The organism is Novosphingobium aureum (assembly GCF_015865035.1).
GTDB lineage: Bacteria > Pseudomonadota > Alphaproteobacteria > Sphingomonadales > Sphingomonadaceae > Novosphingobium > Novosphingobium aureum.
The window spans coordinates 2,328,351-2,344,660 of record NZ_JADZGI010000001.1 but is presented as its reverse complement, the minus strand read 5'-3'; the positions used below and the strand labels follow the sequence as shown (position 1 = coordinate 2,344,660).

Annotated in this window: 16 protein-coding genes and 1 tRNA gene; 8 read left to right on the top strand and 9 right to left on the bottom strand. The window is 67.4% G+C overall.

The genetic code is table 11. From position 1 onward, the window contains the following. From moaC to I5E68_RS10925, 7 genes are all read right to left on the bottom strand, one after another. Entirely contained in the window at nt 1–498 is a 498-nt protein-coding gene (gene moaC / locus I5E68_RS10955) for a cyclic pyranopterin monophosphate synthase MoaC (RefSeq protein ID WP_197163691.1), read from the bottom strand. Between the two features lie 260 nt (nt 499–758). Then, nucleotides 759–1,547, bottom strand: a complete 789-nt coding sequence (gene trpC / locus I5E68_RS10950) for an indole-3-glycerol phosphate synthase TrpC (RefSeq protein ID WP_197163688.1) — start codon at nt 1,545–1,547, stop codon at nt 759–761. A gap of 13 nt (nt 1,548–1,560) precedes the next feature. Further along, nucleotides 1,561–2,565 (bottom strand): anthranilate phosphoribosyltransferase, encoded by a 1,005-nt coding sequence (gene trpD, locus I5E68_RS10945; RefSeq protein WP_197163686.1) that lies wholly within the window; start codon nt 2,563–2,565, stop codon nt 1,561–1,563. After that, nucleotides 2,562–3,158 (bottom strand): anthranilate synthase component II, encoded by a 597-nt coding sequence (locus I5E68_RS10940; protein WP_197163684.1) that lies wholly within the window; start codon nt 3,156–3,158, stop codon nt 2,562–2,564. The genes trpD and I5E68_RS10940 overlap by 4 nt, the downstream gene beginning before the upstream one ends. Further along, nucleotides 3,155–3,961 (bottom strand): phosphodiester glycosidase family protein, encoded by an 807-nt coding sequence (locus I5E68_RS10935; RefSeq protein WP_323982136.1) that lies wholly within the window; start codon nt 3,959–3,961, stop codon nt 3,155–3,157. The genes I5E68_RS10940 and I5E68_RS10935 overlap by 4 nt, the downstream gene beginning before the upstream one ends. Next, the gene (trpE, locus tag I5E68_RS10930) at nt 3,958–5,484 is read right to left on the bottom strand and encodes an anthranilate synthase component I (protein ID WP_197164772.1); all 1,527 of its coding nucleotides are present in this window, start codon (nt 5,482–5,484) and stop codon (nt 3,958–3,960) included. The genes I5E68_RS10935 and trpE overlap by 4 nt, the downstream gene beginning before the upstream one ends. 91 nt (nt 5,485–5,575) lie before the next feature. Then, nucleotides 5,576–7,546, bottom strand: coding sequence for a peptidylprolyl isomerase (locus tag I5E68_RS10925; protein ID WP_197163682.1), 1,971 nt, complete (start codon nt 7,544–7,546; stop codon nt 5,576–5,578). 409 nt (nt 7,547–7,955) lie between these two features. Between I5E68_RS10925 and tpiA the strand changes: the two genes are divergently transcribed. The 4 genes from tpiA to I5E68_RS10905 all read left to right on the top strand — a co-directional run bounded on the left by tpiA (nt 7,956) and on the right by I5E68_RS10905 (nt 12,165). After that, on the top strand, nt 7,956–8,714 hold the full coding sequence (tpiA, locus tag I5E68_RS10920; RefSeq protein WP_197163680.1) for a triose-phosphate isomerase: 759 nt from the start codon (nt 7,956–7,958) through the stop codon (nt 8,712–8,714). A 184-nt stretch (nt 8,715–8,898) separates the two neighbouring features. Continuing rightward, entirely contained in the window at nt 8,899–9,288 is a 390-nt protein-coding gene (secG, locus tag I5E68_RS10915; protein ID WP_197163678.1) for a preprotein translocase subunit SecG, read from the top strand. Nucleotides 9,289–9,458: 170 nt separating this feature from the next. Further along, nucleotides 9,459–11,090, top strand: coding sequence for a CTP synthase (gene pyrG, locus I5E68_RS10910; RefSeq protein WP_197163676.1), 1,632 nt, complete (start codon nt 9,459–9,461; stop codon nt 11,088–11,090). A 13-nt stretch (nt 11,091–11,103) separates the two neighbouring features. Continuing rightward, nucleotides 11,104–12,165, top strand: a complete 1,062-nt coding sequence (locus I5E68_RS10905; protein WP_323982135.1) for an oxidoreductase — start codon at nt 11,104–11,106, stop codon at nt 12,163–12,165. A gap of 7 nt (nt 12,166–12,172) precedes the next feature. Here the strand turns inward: I5E68_RS10905 and I5E68_RS10900 are convergent, their stop codons facing one another. Continuing rightward, the gene (locus I5E68_RS10900) at nt 12,173–13,156 is read right to left on the bottom strand and encodes a GGDEF domain-containing protein (RefSeq protein ID WP_197163674.1); all 984 of its coding nucleotides are present in this window, start codon (nt 13,154–13,156) and stop codon (nt 12,173–12,175) included. A gap of 222 nt (nt 13,157–13,378) precedes the next feature. Further along, nucleotides 13,379–13,855 (bottom strand): Hsp20 family protein, encoded by a 477-nt coding sequence (locus I5E68_RS10895; RefSeq protein WP_197163672.1) that lies wholly within the window; start codon nt 13,853–13,855, stop codon nt 13,379–13,381. A 247-nt stretch (nt 13,856–14,102) separates the two neighbouring features. Between I5E68_RS10895 and grxC the strand changes: the two genes are divergently transcribed. From grxC to I5E68_RS10875, 4 genes are all read left to right on the top strand, one after another. Next, complete coding sequence (gene grxC / locus I5E68_RS10890) at nt 14,103–14,366, top strand: glutaredoxin 3 (protein WP_197163670.1); 264 nt, start codon at nt 14,103–14,105, stop codon at nt 14,364–14,366. A 19-nt stretch (nt 14,367–14,385) separates the two neighbouring features. Then, the gene (locus I5E68_RS10885) at nt 14,386–15,225 is read left to right on the top strand and encodes a carbon-nitrogen hydrolase family protein (RefSeq protein WP_197164768.1); all 840 of its coding nucleotides are present in this window, start codon (nt 14,386–14,388) and stop codon (nt 15,223–15,225) included. A 7-nt stretch (nt 15,226–15,232) separates the two neighbouring features. Continuing rightward, on the top strand, nt 15,233–15,772 hold the full coding sequence (locus tag I5E68_RS10880) for a DUF1178 family protein (RefSeq protein ID WP_197163668.1): 540 nt from the start codon (nt 15,233–15,235) through the stop codon (nt 15,770–15,772). A 66-nt stretch (nt 15,773–15,838) separates the two neighbouring features. Beyond that, nucleotides 15,839–15,915: transfer RNA gene (locus I5E68_RS10875), tRNA-Arg, on the top strand. The last annotated feature ends 395 nt before the right edge of the window (nt 15,916–16,310 follow it).

Sequence of the window (16,310 nt, the reverse complement as noted above, 5' to 3'; positions counted from 1 at the left end):
TCAGATCCACCCTTGCGCCTTCCAGTGGCCGGACTTGCCGCCCAGCTTCTCGATGAGCCGGATGCCCGAGATGACCATGCCCTTGTCGAGCGCCTTGGCCATGTCGTAGATCGTCACCAGCGCGATCGAGACCGCGGTGATCGCCTCCATCTCGATGCCGGTCTTCCCGGTGATCGAGGCGGTCGCGGTGGCGCGGATCGAGCCAGCGAATTCGCCCTCGTCCTCGAAGCTGAAGTCGATGTTGACCGCATCGAGCGCGAGCGGATGGCACATCGGCACGAGGTCGCCGGTTTTCTTGGCGGCCATGATCCCGGCGATGCGGGCGGTGCCCAGCACGTCGCCCTTGGGCGCATTGCCCGCGCGTACCGCGGCCAGCGCCTCGTCGGACATCGTTATCACGCCCGAGGCGACCGCGACGCGGCGGGTATCGGGCTTGGCGCCGACATCGACCATGCGCGCGGTGCCCTCGGCATCGATATGGCTGAGCGATCCGGTCATCTGGGGTCCTTCATGGCGGGCAAGTTGACACAGTTGACACGGTTCAGGGGAAAAGGATTTGCGCCCCTCCGTTGCCCCGCGCCGGGGACGACCGCGCGGCGGCGGCCCTGATGGTCGATCTGCCGGAAAAGTCTCGTCATTCCCTCAGCGTGACAGAAACGGGCGATGTAGGACAGCGGTTTCACGACTTGGGCGGGAGCCTGCTGTTCCTTTGCAAAGTGCCTAAGGTGTGTCCCTTAGTGTATTGCTTTATAGGGATTTTAGTTCCCCTTTAGCAGTCTGCGCGTGGCCGCCTCGACGTCGGCGTGGCGCATCAGGCTCTCGCCGACGAGGAAGGTGCGCGCGCAAGGGGCGAGGCGTTCGAGATCGGCGTGGCTGTTGATCCCGCTCTCGCTCACCAGCAGCGTGCCTTCGGGGGCCAGCGGTGCAAGTCGTTCGGTCGTGCCGATATCGGTGACAAAGCGCTTGAGGTCGCGATTGTTGACGCCAATAAGCCTTGATTTCAAACGACTTGCTCGCTCCATCTCAAGCTCGTTGTGAACTTCGACGAGGCAGTCGAGGCCGTACTGGTGCGCAGCGGCCTCGAGTTCGGCCATGAGCGTGTCGTCGAGCGCGGCGACGATGATCAGGATCGCATCGGCGCCGATCGAGCGGGCCTCGGCAACCTGCCAGGGATTGATCATGAAGTCCTTGCGGATCACCGGCAGCGAAACGGCGGCGCGGGCAGCGACGAGATAGTCCTCGTGCCCTTGGAAGTAGGACGCGTCGGTCAGGATCGAGAGACAGGCCGCGCCGCCCTTTTCGTAGGCCACGGCGTGGTCGGCGGGGCGGAAGTCGGGACGGATCAGGCCCTTCGACGGCGAGGCCTTCTTGATCTCGGCAATGAGCGCATAGCCGGTCTCAGCACGCGCGCGCAGCGCCGCTTCGAAACCGCGCGGGGCTTCCTGCGCGGCGGCGCGCGCCTCGAGTGCGTCGAGCGAGGTCGCGGCCTTGCGGGCGTCGACTTCGCCGCGCTTGGTCTGGCAGATTTCGGTGAGCTTGTCTGACATGGTTCGTTCCCGGTCAGGCCTTGGTGGCCGCGATCCAGCAGTTGAGCAGGGCATTGGCGAGACCCTTGTCGATGGCCTCGGCGGCCTCCTCGAGCCCTTCGGACCAGCTTGTGGCCTCACCGGCGACCATCAGTGCGGCGGCGGCGTTGAGCAGCACCGCATCGCGGTAAGGGCCTTCCTCGCCCTGGAGCAGGCGGCGAAGGGCTTGCGCGTTGTATTCGGGGTCGCCGCCGCGGATCGCCTCGACCGGAGCGCTGGCTAGGCCCAGTTCGGCTGCCGAGATGCGCTTCATGGCGACCGAGGTCCCGCGCACTTCGGCGACTTCGTTGCCGCCGGCAAGGCTGAGCTCGTCGAGCCCCTCGTCGCCCGAAATCACCATCGCGTGATCGGTGCCGAGCCGGGCGAGAGCCTCGGCATAGATCGGCACGTAGGCGGGCCGTGCGATGCCGACGAGCTGGCGCGTGACATTGGCGGGGTTCGCCAGCGGGCCCATCAGGTTGAAGATCGTGCGCCGGGCGATAGCCTTGCGGATCGGCATGATCCGGCCCATCGCCGGGTGGTGCTTGGCGGCAAAGAGGAAGCCGATGCCGATCTCGCGCAGGGTCGTCTCGGCGGTCAGGGCGGCGCGGTCGAGATCGAGGCCGAGCGCCTCGAGCGTGTCGGCGGCGCCTGCCTTGGAGCTGGCGGCGCGGTTGCCGTGCTTGGCGACCGGGACGTCGCAGGCCGCGACGACGAGGCTGACCGCGGTCGAGACGTTGAGCGTGTGGTGCCCGTCGCCGCCGGTACCGCATACGTCGATGGCGTTGGCGGGGGCTTCGACCGGGATCATGCGCGCGCGCATCGCGCGGGCCGCACCGGCAATCTCGCTGGCAGTCTCGCCGCGTTCGGAGAGCGCGACGAGGAAGGTCTTTACCGTCTCGTCGTCGATCTTGCCGTCGAGGATCGCACCGAAGGCGGCTTCGGCCTCGTCCTCGGCGATCGTGCCGAGCGGATCGGGGAGCAGCGCGGCTGTGCTCATGCGACCAGCCTCTCGGGCATCCGGGGCTCGATCCCGCACAGGCGCAGGAAGTTCGCGAGCATCGCGTGGCCGTGCTCGGTGGCGATGGATTCGGGGTGGAACTGCACGCCGTGGATCGGCAGGCTCTCGTGCGCGAAGCCCATCACGTGGCCGTCCTCGGAGCGGCAGTTGACGTGCAGGCAGGCCGGGATGTCCTCGACGATCAGCGAGTGGTAGCGGGTCGCGGTGAAGGGCGAGGGGAGCCCTGCGAAGACGCCGGTGCCGTCGTGAGTCATGGTCGAGGTCTTGCCGTGCATCAGCCCGCCGCGCACAACCTTGCCGCCGAAGTACTGGCCGATCGACTGGTGCCCGAGGCACACGCCGAGCAGCGGGATGCCACTTTCCGCCGCCGCGCCGACGAGATCGAGGCTGACGCCCGCCTCGGTGGGGGTGCAGGGGCCGGGCGATACGAGGAAGCCCTTCGCGCCGGTGGCCAGCGCCTCCTCGGCGGTGAGCTTGTCGTTGCGAACGACCTTAACCTCCGCGCCAAGTTCCATCACGTAGTGGACGAGGTTCCAGGTGAAGCTGTCGTAGTTGTCGATGACCAGGATCATGGGGCTTCCTTTCGCGGTGCCGCCTTCGCGCGTTTCTCGACGACGATCAAGGGGCCGAGCGGCGGTCCCCCGTCGACGCGGCCATGTTCGGGGTCCCACAGGCTCGAGACCGAGCCGTCGAGGAAAAGCGCGTTGTCGCACTTGAGACCGTCGCGGAAATAGCGCGCGAGCTTGCCGAACGAGACGGGCTCGTCGCTGATGACGAAGTGTGCGGCGCCCGTGCGATCGATGCCCACGCCGTTGCGCAGCTTGCGCGAGGCGCCGTCCTCGGCGATCTGCGGGTGCAGCTGGCCGTCGATCACCAGCATCGGGCCCGACTGGGTGCCGAAGTCGGGGCGCTCCTCGACGCTGGCGGCGAATTCCGTGCTGGTGCGCACGTGCCAGTGTTCGCCCGCATCGCCGTAGAACACGCCGTTGGGCTTCATATGGAAGTTGCCCGGGCCCTCGTTGGTGTTGAGGGTGTGCAGCCGCTCGCCTTCCTCGACGTAGTAGCCGATGGGCTGACCGGATGCGTCGAACATGCCGCCGTTGACCGCGAAGGCCACGGCGGGCTTGTCGGGCGAGCGGTTGACCGCGAGTTCGCTCATCGTGCGATAGGGCGCACCGCCCTTCGGGCCGAGCACCATGTGCACCGAGTTGCGCCCGGGCACGGCGATGCAATGGGTGAAGACCGCGTCCTCGAACTGCGCGCTCTCGCAAGGCGGCGGGGGCGGGGCCTCGGCGCTCTCGTCGGACGAGCAGGAGGCAAGAAGGGCGAGGAGCGGTGCTGCCGGGAGAATGCCTGGCCTCAGCGCTGCCTTCACTGCCCGAAGCCCGGTTCCCCGGCGACGCGGATGGCCTCGCGCGCGGCGGCGAAGAGGGCGCCGGACTTGTGCAGGCACTCGTTCTGTTCCGAGGTAGGGTCGCTGTCCATCACGATCCCGGCACCCGCCTGGACGTGGAGCACGCCGTCCTTGAGCACGCCGGTGCGCAGCACGATGCACGAATCGACCGAGCCGTCGGGCGAGAAGTAGCCGACGCCGCCTGCATAGGCACCGCGCGTCTCGGGTTCGAGCTCGGCGATGATCTGGCAGGCGCGTACCTTGGGGGCGCCCGAGACGGTGCCCGCCGGAAAGCCCGCGAAGACCGCGTCGATGGCGTCGTGCGTCAGCGTGTCGAGCCGCCCGACCACGTTCGAGACGATGTGCATGACGTGGCTGTAGCGCTCGATGGTGTAGCTGTCGGTGACCTCGACGGTGCCGGGCGCGGCAACCCGGCCGACGTCGTTGCGCCCGAGATCGAGCAGCATGAGATGCTCGGCGCGCTCCTTGGGATCGTCGAGCAGGCTGATCTCGTTGGCCTTGTCCTCCTGCGCGGTCTTGCCGCGCGGGCGCGTCCCGGCGATCGGGCGGATGGTGACCTCGCCCTCGCGCACGCGGACCAGGATCTCGGGGCTCGAGCCGATCACCGCGAAGCCGGGCAGGTCGAGGAAATAGAGGAAGGGCGAGGGGTTCACGCGGCGCAGCGCGCGGTAAAGCGCGAGCGGGGGCAGCGGGAACTCGCAGGTAAAGCGCTGGGCGAGCACGACCTGGAAGATGTCGCCCGCCTCGATGTACTGCTTGGCGCGATCGACCATGGCCTCGTATTCGCCGGGCGCCATCACCGCGGTCTGGACCGGTTCGGGCAGGTCGGCGAGGAGCGGGGTCGCGGGTACCGGCGCGGTGAGCTTGCGCAGCGTCTCGTCGATGCGATCGTGAGCGGTCTCGAGCGCGCGGGCGGGATCGAGACCGCCGTCCTCGGGCCAGATCGGCGCGATGCAGAACAGCTCGTCGCCGAGGCTGTCGAACACCAGCAGCACCGAGGGGCGCACGAAGAGCATGTCGGGCAGGTCGAGTTCGCTTTGCGGCGCGCGCGGCAGCTTCTCGACGAGGCCGATGGTCTCGTAGCCGAAGTAGCCGACCACGCAGGCGAGCGCTGCAGGCAGTTCCTCGGGCACGTCGATGCGGCACGATTCGACGAGCGCGCGCAGCTCGCCGAGGCTGTCGTGGCCCAGGTCCTCGAAGGCCTCGCGGTCGTTCTTCCAGCGACGGTTGATCGCGCAGGTCTCGGCCCCGGCGCGGAACACGAGGTCGGGGTCGAGCCCGATCAGCGAGTAGCGCCCGCGCGTGTCGCCGCCCTCGACCGATTCGAGGATGAAGTCCCCGCGCCCGTCCTCGAACAGCTTGAGCGCGGCGCCCACCGGCGTCTCGGTATCGGCGACCAGCTTGCGCCAGGCGAGGGCGGGCATGCCTGCCGAGAGCTTGGCGAGGGTCTCCTCGCGGTCGGTCTCACGTCCCTTGCGCTGCATGCTGGTCATCACTCGTCGCTTTGCTGGTAGATTGTCGTTGCCCCGCCTCCAGCGCTCGTGCGCGCTGGCGGCAGGGGCGTCATGGCGGCGTTCAGGAGCCGGCGGGAGCGGCGCCCGCGAGCTGATCGCGTACCGACTTGATCACGGCCTCGTTCTTCTTGACCGTGGCTTCCTTGACGATCGCGTCGTTGAGCGCCTGCGCATAGGCATTGCCCAGCGCGCCGCCCAGTTCCTTGCGGGCGTTCTCGACCATCTCGTCGGATTCGACCTTGCCGGGCTCGATGTCCTTGAGCTGGACCACGAACCAGCCGCGCTCGTCGGCGGCCGACTGCACCTTCACGCTGCCCTCGGACATGTGGAACATGAGCGAGACGGGCGGCGGGACCTGGCGGCCCGACTGCAGCGCGCGGGTCAGCGTCGCGCGCGACATGCCGACCTGCTCGACCGGGGGCAGGCGCTTGCCGACTTCGGACATGGCCTTCTCGAGCGTCGCGCCCTTGGCCATCGCCGCCTGCATCTTGATCGCGGCGGCCTTGGCGGCCTTCGAGCCCTCGTCGAAGACCCAGGCGCGCTTGACGTCGTCTTCGATCTCCTTGAGCGGCGCGGGCGCCGAGGCCTGGATCTCGGTGACGTCGTAGATCACGAAGGGGCGGTTGGCCGAGAAGTCCTCGCCCTGGCCCATCTGCGCGAGCTGCGGCTGTTCCTGCTGCATCTTGAACACGGTCTTGAGCAGCGGGTTGAGCCCCGCGTCGATGGTCTCGTCCGGCTTCTGGTAGACCTGCCCGCCAGCGGTGATCGGCGCGGTGGTCTTGACCTCGAGGCCCAGTGCCTTGGCGACCTCGGGCAGGCTGGTGCCGCCCGAGAACTGGTCCTCGATGTTTTCGAGGCGCTCGGCGAAGGCCTTGCGGCGCTTGGTCGCGGCGACTTCCTCGACGAGCTCCTCACGCACGTCCGCGAGCTGGCGCGCGGCCTGCTTGTTCTCTTCGACGACGCGGATCACGTGCCAGCCGAGCGCCGACTTGCGCGGGGTGGCGAGCTTGCCGACCGGAGCGGCGAAGACGGCGTCGGCGACGTCCTTGGAGAACTGGGTTGCGAGGTCCGAGCGGCTGAAGAACTCGAGCTGGGCGGCGGACAGGCCCTTGTCCTTTGCGGCGGTCTCGAGGGTCTTGCCGCCCTCGACCGCGGCGACGATGGCCTTAGCCTCGGCCTCGGCGGGGACGATCACCTGGGTGATCTTGCGTTCGTCCTTGGCAGCGTAACGGGCCGCGTTGGCCTTGAACTGCTCGGCGATCTCGGCGTCGGTCGGGGCTGCGGGAGCGGGCATCTCGTCCATCGAGAACGTCGCATAGCGCAGCACGCGGCGCTCGGGGCGGATGAAGCGATCGGTGTTGGCCTTGTAGAAGGCTGCGATGGTCTTGTCGTCGGGTTCCTTCTCGGGCGCGAAGAGCAGCGAGGGAAGCGCCGCGACCGAACCGGTGCGGGTCTCGTTGAGCAGTGTGGCATAGCGCTTGGCCATGAAGCGCGGCATCACCGCACCCATCTGCGCCGGGGTGACGAGCTGCTGGGCGACGAGGCCCTGCGCGATGTCGGCACGAAGCGCCTTCTCCGAGAGGCCCTGCTGTGCGAGCGCCTGGCGGAAGGTATCCTGGTCGAACTTGCCGTCGACGCCTTCGAACGCCGGGATCTGCGCGATCTCGCTGTCGACGAGGCGATCGCCCGCCACAATCGCGTGCTTCTGGCCAAAGGCGTAGAACGCGGTGCGCCCGATCAGGTCCTCGAGAATGTTCTCGACACCGCCCTGCGCGATCAGCTGCTTCATCGTCGCGTTCGGGTTCTGCTGCTGCACGCGGGTCAGCGCCGAGCTGGCGCTGCGCGAGAGCTCGGTGGCCTCGATGTCCTCGCCATCGACGCTGGCGACCGCATTGCCTCCGGTGATCCCGCCCGGGCCCTGGATGCCGGCGATGTCGCCGCTCGCAAAGGCGAGGGCGATGAGCACGAGAACGCCGATCGCCACCGCGGCGCCGACCTTGGACTTGATGAAGGATCTGAAGAACGTGAGCATGAATGTCGGCCGATCAGTGCATTGTCTGTGACAGCGCCGCGGGCACGGGGCCCGAAGACGTATTGGGAAACGGTGGCAGGCTTTAGGGAGCCTTTGGCGCTCCTGCAATGCCGACTCGCAACCTTCTGGGCAAATTCGAGGGGGCTGACCCGCAGTGGGTGGCGCGTGATGGCATCGTGGCTGGCATGTTCATCGCATGTTTATCGACAGGGCCGAAATTTCGCGTGCCGCCCGAGGGCTGCGGTGCCACGATGGTGCAGTGCGGTACTTTTATCGTCTCGACACCGGCGCGGGTTTTGACAAATCTGTGGCTGGTGCCCTAGCAGCGCGCCGTTACAGTGGTCCGGCGATTCTCTTCCCTTGCGGAAGACCGGGATCGTACGGGCCTGGCTCTGATCAAAGGTAAGACATGGCTGGACTGCCTTACATCGTCGGCAACTGGAAGATGAACGGTACGCGCGCGATGCTCAACGAGGTGCGCGCGATAGACCGCGCCGCTGCACGCTTTCCCAAGGTGCAGGTCGCGGTCGCACCGCCGGCGACCCTGATCTACCGCACGCGCGACGCGGCGGAGATCATCGGGGTGGGCGGACAGGACTGCCACCCCCTCGAGAACGGCGCCTTCACCGGCGATATCTCGGCCCCCATGCTCAAGGATGCGGGCGCGGACTTCACGATCGTCGGCCACTCCGAGCGGCGTTCGATCCACGGTGAGAGCGACGCCGACGTCAAGGCCAAGGCAGAGGCTGCGTTCGCTGCGGGCCTCGCCGTCATCCTGTGCGTCGGCGAGACCGAAGCCGAGCGCGATGCCGGCAATGCCGAGACGGTCGTCTCGGGTCAGCTCGACGGTTCCTGTCCGCTTGCGGAAGGTGCCGTCGAGAAGCTCTCGGTCGCTTACGAGCCGGTCTGGGCGATCGGCACCGGCCGCGTTCCCTCGACCGACGACGTCAAGGCGATGCATGCCGCGATCCGCGCCAAGCTCGTCGCGATCTACGGTGAGGCGGGCGCTGGCGTGCGCATCCTCTACGGTGGCTCGGTCAAGGCCGACAATGCCGCCGAACTGCTTTCGGTGCCCGAGGTGGGCGGCGCGCTCGTCGGCGGCGCCAGTCTGACCGCGGAAAGCTTCCTCGGCATCGTCGGCGCTGCGGCTTCGCTCGCAGCGGACTGATTTTTCAAGGTGCGCCCGGCACTTGGTTGCCGTGGCGCAGCTTCGCTACCTGTTCTTGCGGATGCAGGGCGCAGTAGCGGGACGTTTGCCCCGAGCGGACGGGTTGCGCTCGGGCGCAGTTGCGCTTATCTGCGCCGCTTGTGTTGCGGGGCCACCGGGTTCCTAAGAAGGCTGAGACAAGAGAATGTTCGTTTTCCTTACCGTCGTTCAGGCACTGGTCGCAGCCGCGCTGGTCGGTGTGATCCTGATGCAGAAGTCTGAAGGCGGTGGCCTCGGTACCGGTGGCGGCAACCCTTCGGGCCTGATGTCGGCACGCGGCGCGGCTGACTTCATGACCCGCGCGACGAGCGTGCTCGCGGTTCTCTTCGTGGTGCTCAGCATCGTGCTCGCGGCCATGGCGGTCGACACCAATTCGGCCGGCGACATCGACACTTCGCTCGAGCGCAACACTGCGCCCGCAGCCTCGCCTGCTCCGGCAGACCCGCTCGCGGGCAGCGCAGGGCAGGGCGACGAGCCCGCGCCGGCAGGCGATGCGCCCGCAAACGATCCGCTTTCGGGATCGGGCGCGCAGTAACGAGATTCGGCGCTCGCGCCCGGCCGGCAGGCCAGGAGCGCGCAGGCCTACAGCAACCTAGCCGAAATGCCGTCTGGCGCAGTCAGGCGGCATTTCATTGATTTTGACCTGTGGATTGAGGCACGGGGCGCTTGCCCTTGTGTCACCATGCAATTTAAGGCCCAGATCCCATGGCGCGGCATATTTTCATCACCGGCGGCGTGGTCTCCTCGCTCGGCAAGGGTCTCATGGCAGCGAGCCTCGCGGCTCTGCTCCAGGCCCGGGGCTTCAGGGTCCGCATCCGCAAGTTCGACCCCTATCTCAACGTCGACCCGGGCACGATGAGCCCCTACCAGCACGGTGAGGTCTACGTCACCGACGATGGTGCGGAGACCGATCTCGACCTCGGGCACTACGAGCGCTTCACCGGCGTCTCGGCGCACCAGAGCGACAACATCACCTCGGGCCGCATCTACCGCGACATCATCGCCAAGGAACGCCGCGGCGACTACCTCGGCGCGACCGTGCAGGTCATTCCGCACGTCACCGACGCGATCAAGGACTTCGCCCAGACCGACACCGACGACCTTGATTTCGTGCTTTGCGAGATCGGCGGCACGATCGGCGACATCGAGGGTCTGCCGTTCCTCGAGGCGCTGCGCCAGCTGCGCAACGAACTGGGCCGCGAGAACACCTGCTTCGTGCACGTGACGCTCGTGCCCTACATCGCGGCTGCCGGCGAGCTCAAGACCAAGCCCACGCAGCACTCGGTGCGCGAGATGACCGGCCTTGGCATCCAGCCCGACATCCTGCTGTGCCGCTGCGAGCACGAGCTGCCCGAGAGCGAGCGCGCCAAGATCGCGCTGTTCTGCAACGTGCGCCGCGAGGCCGTGATCCCCGCGCTCGACGCGCCCAGCATCTATTCGGTGCCGCTGCAGTACCACAAGGAAGGCCTCGACGCCGCGGTCCTGCACCACTTCGGCCTGGCCTCGCCCGCGCCCGACCTGACGCGTTGGAACACCATCACCGAGCGCTTCGGGAACCCCGAGGGCGAAGTGACGATCGGCGTCGTCGGCAAGTACGTCGGCCTGCCCGATGCCTACAAGTCGCTCAACGAGGCGCTCGTCCACGGCGGCATCGCCAACCGGGTCAAGGTCAAGATCCGCTGGATCGACGCCGAGATCTTCGAGAAGGAAGACAGCGAGATCGCCGCCGCGCTCGAGCCGATGCACGGCATTCTCGTGCCCGGCGGCTTCGGCGAGCGCGGGACCGAGGGCAAGATCGCCTCGGTGCGCTTCGCGCGCGAACGCAAGGTTCCCTATTTCGGCATCTGTCTTGGCATGCAGATGGCCTGCATCGAGGCCGCGCGCGCGGCCGGTGTCGAGAAGGCCAGCTCGACCGAGTTCGGCGCGACCGAAGAGCCGGTTGTCGGCATCATCACCGAGTGGATGTCGAAGGACGGCCTCCAGAAGCGTGCCGAAGGCGGCGATCTTGGCGGCACGATGCGTCTGGGCGCCTACCCGGCGGTGCTGTCGGGCAACAGCCAGGCCTCGACCATCTATGGCGGCGCAACCGAGATTTCCGAGCGTCACCGTCACCGCTACGAGGTCAACGCGGCCTATCGCGAGCAGCTCGAATCGAACGGCCTGATCTTCTCGGGCATGTCGCCCGACGGTCTGCTGCCCGAGATCGTCGAGCGTCCGGATCATCCCTTCTTCGTCGGCGTGCAGTTCCACCCCGAGTACAAGTCGCGGCCCTTCGATCCGCACCCGCTGTTCTCGGGCTTCATCGCCGCAGCGCTACGCCACTCGCGCCTCGTCTGAGGCCGCGCCAGAGGTGGCTGGAGACGACAAGGGAGGGCGCAGGCTCGGGGTCGGCATCGTCGGCAACGGCATGGCGACCCGGGTGTTCCACGCTCCCTACATCGCTGCCTGTGATGCACTAGAGCTGCGCGCCGTGGTCGCGCGCAGCGAGGGGGCGCAACCGCCGCTGCCGGGTGTCGCTCTGGTGCGCGATGCTGGAGCTCTCTTCGCCGATCCCGCGATCGATCTCGTCGTCATCGCGACGCCGAGCGCGAGCCATGCCGCGCTCGCTACGCGTGCGCTCGAGGCCGGCAAGCACGTGGTGGTCGAAAAGCCCTTCGCGCTGGATATTGCCGAGACCCGCGCGCTGATTGCGCTGGCGCACGAGCGCGCCCGCGTGCTCACCGCCTTCCACAACCGTCGCCGCGATGCCGATTTTCTCGGTGTGCGCGCCGCGATCGAGGAAGGCCGGATCGGCCGCGTCGTCCACTTCGAATCGCACTTCGACCGTTTCCGCCCGCAAGTGCGCGAGCGCTGGCGCGAGGACGGCAGTGCCGGTTCGGGGATCTGGTACGATCTCGGTCCGCATCTCGTCGATCAGGCGCTGGTGTTGTTCGGTGCGCCCGAGAGCGTCGATGCCGACATCGCCGCGCTGCGCGATGGCGGCCGGGCGTCCGACTGGGCGCACGTCGTCCTGCGCTATCCGCAGATGCGCGTGGTCCTGCACGCAGGCATGTGCGTAGCGGGCGGAGAGCCGCGCTTTCGCGTCCACGGGACCGGCGGCAGTCTCGTCAAGTTCGGGCTCGATCCGCAGGAAGGCCAGTCGGTCGCGGGCTTACGTCCCGGCGCGAGCGACTGGGGCCTCGATACCGAACCGCTTCACCTCCATGCCGGAGAGGGTGAGCACCGCGAGATCGCGCTGCCGCGCGGCTCGCAGGAGCATTTCTACGCGCAGGTCGCGCAGGCGTGCCTTGGCGAGGCACAGCCAGCCGTCGCGACCCGCGAAATCGAACTGGTCCAGGCGGTGATCGAGGCCGCCATGCTCTCCAGTGCGGAGGGCCGCAGGGTCACGCTCGACGAGGTGCTCGGGGCCTGATCGCGGCCTAGAGCGTCGCGCGGCAGCAGTTCCTGCCTTCGCGCTTCGCCTGGTAGAGCGGCACATCGGCGCATGCGAGCCAGTCGCGCGGGGTGTCGATGCCATCCGCGATCCCCGAGATGCCGAAGCTCGCGGTCACGCTGAGCGTGCGTTCAGGCCCGATCGCGATCGGGTTGGCCGCGATCGCTTCGCGGTAGCGGTCTGCCGCGAGCATCGCCTCCGCGCTGTCGGTTTCGGGCAGCAGCATTGCGAATTCCTCGCCGCCGAGCCGCCCGACCACGTCGCTGGGGCGGCGCACCTCGTTGAGCAGCGCGACGATGCCCGAGAGCACGAGGTCGCCGACCGGGTGGCCGTGGGTATCGTTGACCGCCTTGAAGTGGTCGACGTCGATCAGCACCAGCGAGGCGGGCGTGCCGTAGCGGCGATGGCGCTCGATTTCCTGCTCGAGCCTGTCGGTAAAGGCGCGGCGGCTATGGGCGCGGGTCAGTTCGTCGTACTGCGCGGCCCTACGCAGTTCCATCTCGTTGATCACGATCTGTGCGAAGTTGCCGAGCAGTGAAATCTCCGCCTCCGAGAACGTGCGTGGCTCGGTATCGATCACACACAGCGCACCGAGGTTGTAGCCGTCGGGGCTGCGCAAGGGGATGCCGAGATAGCTGCGGATGCCGGGTTCGCCGGTGACCAGCGGGTTCTCGGCGAAGCGCGGGTCGAGCCGGGCATCGGGAATGATGAAGGCCTCGTCCTGCCGGATCGCATGGGTGCAGAATGAGATGTCGCGCGGGGTTTCGTGGGCACGGATGCCGCCGCGGGCCTTGAACCACTGGCGATGCTCGTCGAGCAGCGAGACCGCGGCCATCGGCACACGCAGCACTGACTGAACGAGCGCGATGACATTCTCGAAGGCCGGTTCGGGATCGCTGTCGAGCACCGCGAGGCGATGCAGCGCGGCGAGCCGCGCCGGCTCGTCATCGACAATGGTCGGGAAACTCATAGGCTTGTGCGACTCCGCATTCGTCCTGCGCTTAGCAGCGTCTTTGCGCGCAAGGGCAAGGCGTTCAGAATTATGTAGAAGTGCGCATAAATCCGGCGGGTTGCCGGAACAAACGATAACCTGTGCGTCACAAGTGATAAAAAGGGCGGCCCGCTTGCACGGACCGCCCGGTCGTTCTCATCGATGCCAGCGTCATGGCTGGCTGGACATGTCTCTCAGCGCTCAGGCGGCGGCGGAGTCCTTGTCCTCGTCCTTAGCGTTCTCGATCACGGTCAGCGTGTTGCCGCCGATGGCGATCTTCTTGGGCTTCATCGCCTCGGGCACTTCGCGCACGAGGTCGATCACCAGAAGGCCGTCGGCAAGGTCCGCGCCGTCGACGCGCACATAGTCGGCCAGCTCGAAGCGGCGCTCGAACCCGCGCTGGGCGATGCCCATGTGCAGGAACTCGGCCTCGCCGTGCTCGTCGGGCTTGTTGCCGCGCACGGTGAGCAGGTTGGCCTGTGCGGTGATGTCGATGTCGGCGGGCTTGAAGCCGGCGACCGCAAGCGTGATGCGGTAGGCATCGTCGCCACGACGTTCGATGTTGAAGGGCGGATACTTGTCGCCGGAATTAACCCGCGCCTGGCTCTCGAGCATGTCGAAGAGGCGGTCGAAGCCGACCATGGAGCGGCGATAGGGCGAAAAGTCGATACGGTTCATGACAAAAATCCTCCAATGAGCAATCTTCGTTGATGGAGGCCCGGTCCATCCGGCACCTCGTTGCGAACCATCCCCGTTCGGGCCATGGTTCGCAGATCAAGATATGCCCGTTCACCCCAGTTTCAAGAGGGATACGGCACAAGCACGCTCAGGGGCTTGGCCCCGGTTTGCATGACAGGAGCTTCCTCCCATATAGGCCGGAGCAAGCAGGCCCCGAGCGGGCCCCGAACGAAAGGAAACGAGACGCATGAGCCAGCCGAAGGTCGAGATCTATTCCAAGTGGGGTTGCCCGTATTGCGTGGCGGCCAAGGCCCTGTTCGACGGCAAGGGCATCGCTTACGAAGAATACGACGTGACCATGGGCGGTCCCAAGCGCACCGAGATGGAAGAGCGTGTGCCCGGTTCGCGCACGGTTCCCCAGATCCTGATTGCCGACAAGGCCTATGGCGGCTTCGACGACGTCAACGCGCTCGAGCGCGCGGGCAAGCTCGATCCGCTGCTCGGTCTCTGAGGCGATGGGTGAGGGCGTGATGGGCGCTGGAGGCCGGGGTGCGCTGCTGCAGATGACCAGCGGGATAGATCCCGAGGTCAATGCCCGCGACATCGTCTCGGCCATGGCCCGGGCGAAGGCGCAAGGCGCGCGCATGCTGTTCACGCCCGAGATGTGCGGGTTGCTCGACCGCAAGCGCGAGCGCGCCGCCCCGCTCATCCGCAGCGAGGCCGATGACCCGGTGCTGGCAGCCGTGCGCGAAGCCGCCGCGCGCGAGGGGATCTGGGTTCACCTAGGCTCGCTCGCGATCCGTCCCGAGGATGGCGACGGGCGCTTCGCCAACCGCGCCTTCGTCATCGACGATACCGGCGCAATCGTGGCGCGCTACGACAAGATGCACATGTTCGACGTCGAACTGGCGAGCGGCGAGACCTGGCGCGAATCCAGCGCATATGCGCCCGGCGACGAGGTTGTGGCGCTCGATACGCCACTCGGGCGGCTCGGCCTCGCGATCTGCTACGACATCCGCTTTCCCGCGCTTTTCGAGGCGCTGGGGCGCGAGAAATGCGACCTGATCGCGATCCCCGCCGCCTTCACCGTCCCCACCGGACAGGCGCACTGGCACCTCCTGCAGCAGGCGCGCGCAGTCGAGGCGAGCGCCTATGTCGTCGCCGCGGCGCAGGCAGGCGAGCATGCCGACGGGCGCCAGACCTTCGGGCATTCGCTGGTCGTGGATCCCTGGGGTGAGCTGGTGCTCGACGTGGGCGAGGCGGGGGCTGCAACCGGCACGCTCGCATTCTTCGAGATCGACCCGGCCCGCATTGCCGAGGTGCGCGGGCAGCTTCCCAGTCTTGCCAACCGGCGAGCGATCGCGGATTAGGCGCGCGATGATCGTCTACGACCTGCAGTGCCAAGCCGGCGCCCACCGCTTCGAGGGCTGGTTCAAGTCCTCGGACGACTTTGCGCGCCAGTGCGAGCGCGGGCTCGTGACCTGCCCTCATTGCGGCTCCGGCGAAGTCGGCAAGGCGCTGCAGGCCCCGCGCCTTGCGCGCAAGGGCAACCAGCGCAGCGAGAGCCGCACGCCCTCGCGCGAGCAGGCACCGCCAGAGCAGCGTGAAGCGACCCCGCCATCGGCGCCGCAGCCGCGTGCATCCGCCGGCAAGTCTGCGGTCGCGGGCGGCGCGCTTCCACCCGAAGCGATCGAGGCCTTCACGCGCCTCGCCAGGGCGCAGGTCGAGGCGCTCAAGTCATCGCGCAACGTCGGCAAGGACTTCGTCGAGACCGCGCGCGCCATGCACTACGGCAAACGCGAGGCCGAGGCGATCCACGGCGAGGCAAGCCTGCGCGACGCGCACGAGCTGATCGAGGAGGGCGTCGCTGTCGTCCCGCTGCCCTTCGCGACCACCACCCCGGACAAGGCGAACTGAACGCTGCACGCCTGCTACGGCGTGGATTGCCAAGCGCCCCCCGCGCCGCTAGGGACCGCATCGAGTGCGCCCGTAGCTCAGCCGGATAGAGCACCAGATTCCTAATCTGGGGGCCATGGGTTCGAATCCCGTCGGGCGCACCACGAAACCCCCGGTTTTCTGACAGTTTCCATGCTTTTTCGGTTTAACCGCTAGGGCATTGAAGGGCGTTTGTGCGCCTTGAGCGGCACACAGTGCGAGCTCAAGCGTGAGCACGGCGACCGCATCGCTCCAGGTCGGGGCCCAGTGGGCCTTGGAAACATGGCCGGGCGAGGCATAGCCCTGTGGCCCCATCAACAGAGCCCAGGCGCGGGGCTGCTTGTGCAAGGCCGCGACCTGGGGGTGTACCCACGCAATGGCTGATGAGCGCGACGACTTCTGCGCTCGGGGAAGTCTCGGTGACGTGCCGAGGCCAGCGAATGCGAGCGGAAGAGGTCAACAAGGTCGCCCGGAGCGCCTGTCGGAAAGGTCGTGCCGAAAGCCTTGTTGGCAAAGCGCG

Coding starts and splice junctions, on each gene's coding strand:
- tpiA (WP_197163680.1), top strand. CDS start 7,956: ATGGCTGGACTGCCTTACATCGTCGGCAACTGGAAGATGAACGGTACG.
- moaC (WP_197163691.1), bottom strand. CDS start 498: ATGACCGGATCGCTCAGCCATATCGATGCCGAGGGCACCGCGCGCATG.
- grxC (WP_197163670.1), top strand. CDS start 14,103: ATGAGCCAGCCGAAGGTCGAGATCTATTCCAAGTGGGGTTGCCCGTAT.
- I5E68_RS10940 (WP_197163684.1), bottom strand. CDS start 3,158: ATGATCCTGGTCATCGACAACTACGACAGCTTCACCTGGAACCTCGTC.
- trpC (WP_197163688.1), bottom strand. CDS start 1,547: ATGTCAGACAAGCTCACCGAAATCTGCCAGACCAAGCGCGGCGAAGTC.
- I5E68_RS10880 (WP_197163668.1), top strand. CDS start 15,233: ATGATCGTCTACGACCTGCAGTGCCAAGCCGGCGCCCACCGCTTCGAG.
- secG (WP_197163678.1), top strand. CDS start 8,899: ATGTTCGTTTTCCTTACCGTCGTTCAGGCACTGGTCGCAGCCGCGCTG.
- pyrG (WP_197163676.1), top strand. CDS start 9,459: ATGGCGCGGCATATTTTCATCACCGGCGGCGTGGTCTCCTCGCTCGGC.
- trpE (WP_197164772.1), bottom strand. CDS start 5,484: ATGCAGCGCAAGGGACGTGAGACCGACCGCGAGGAGACCCTCGCCAAG.
- trpD (WP_197163686.1), bottom strand. CDS start 2,565: ATGAGCACAGCCGCGCTGCTCCCCGATCCGCTCGGCACGATCGCCGAG.
- I5E68_RS10895 (WP_197163672.1), bottom strand. CDS start 13,855: ATGAACCGTATCGACTTTTCGCCCTATCGCCGCTCCATGGTCGGCTTC.
- I5E68_RS10900 (WP_197163674.1), bottom strand. CDS start 13,156: ATGAGTTTCCCGACCATTGTCGATGACGAGCCGGCGCGGCTCGCCGCG.
- I5E68_RS10925 (WP_197163682.1), bottom strand. CDS start 7,546: ATGCTCACGTTCTTCAGATCCTTCATCAAGTCCAAGGTCGGCGCCGCG.
- I5E68_RS10885 (WP_197164768.1), top strand. CDS start 14,386: ATGGGCGCTGGAGGCCGGGGTGCGCTGCTGCAGATGACCAGCGGGATA.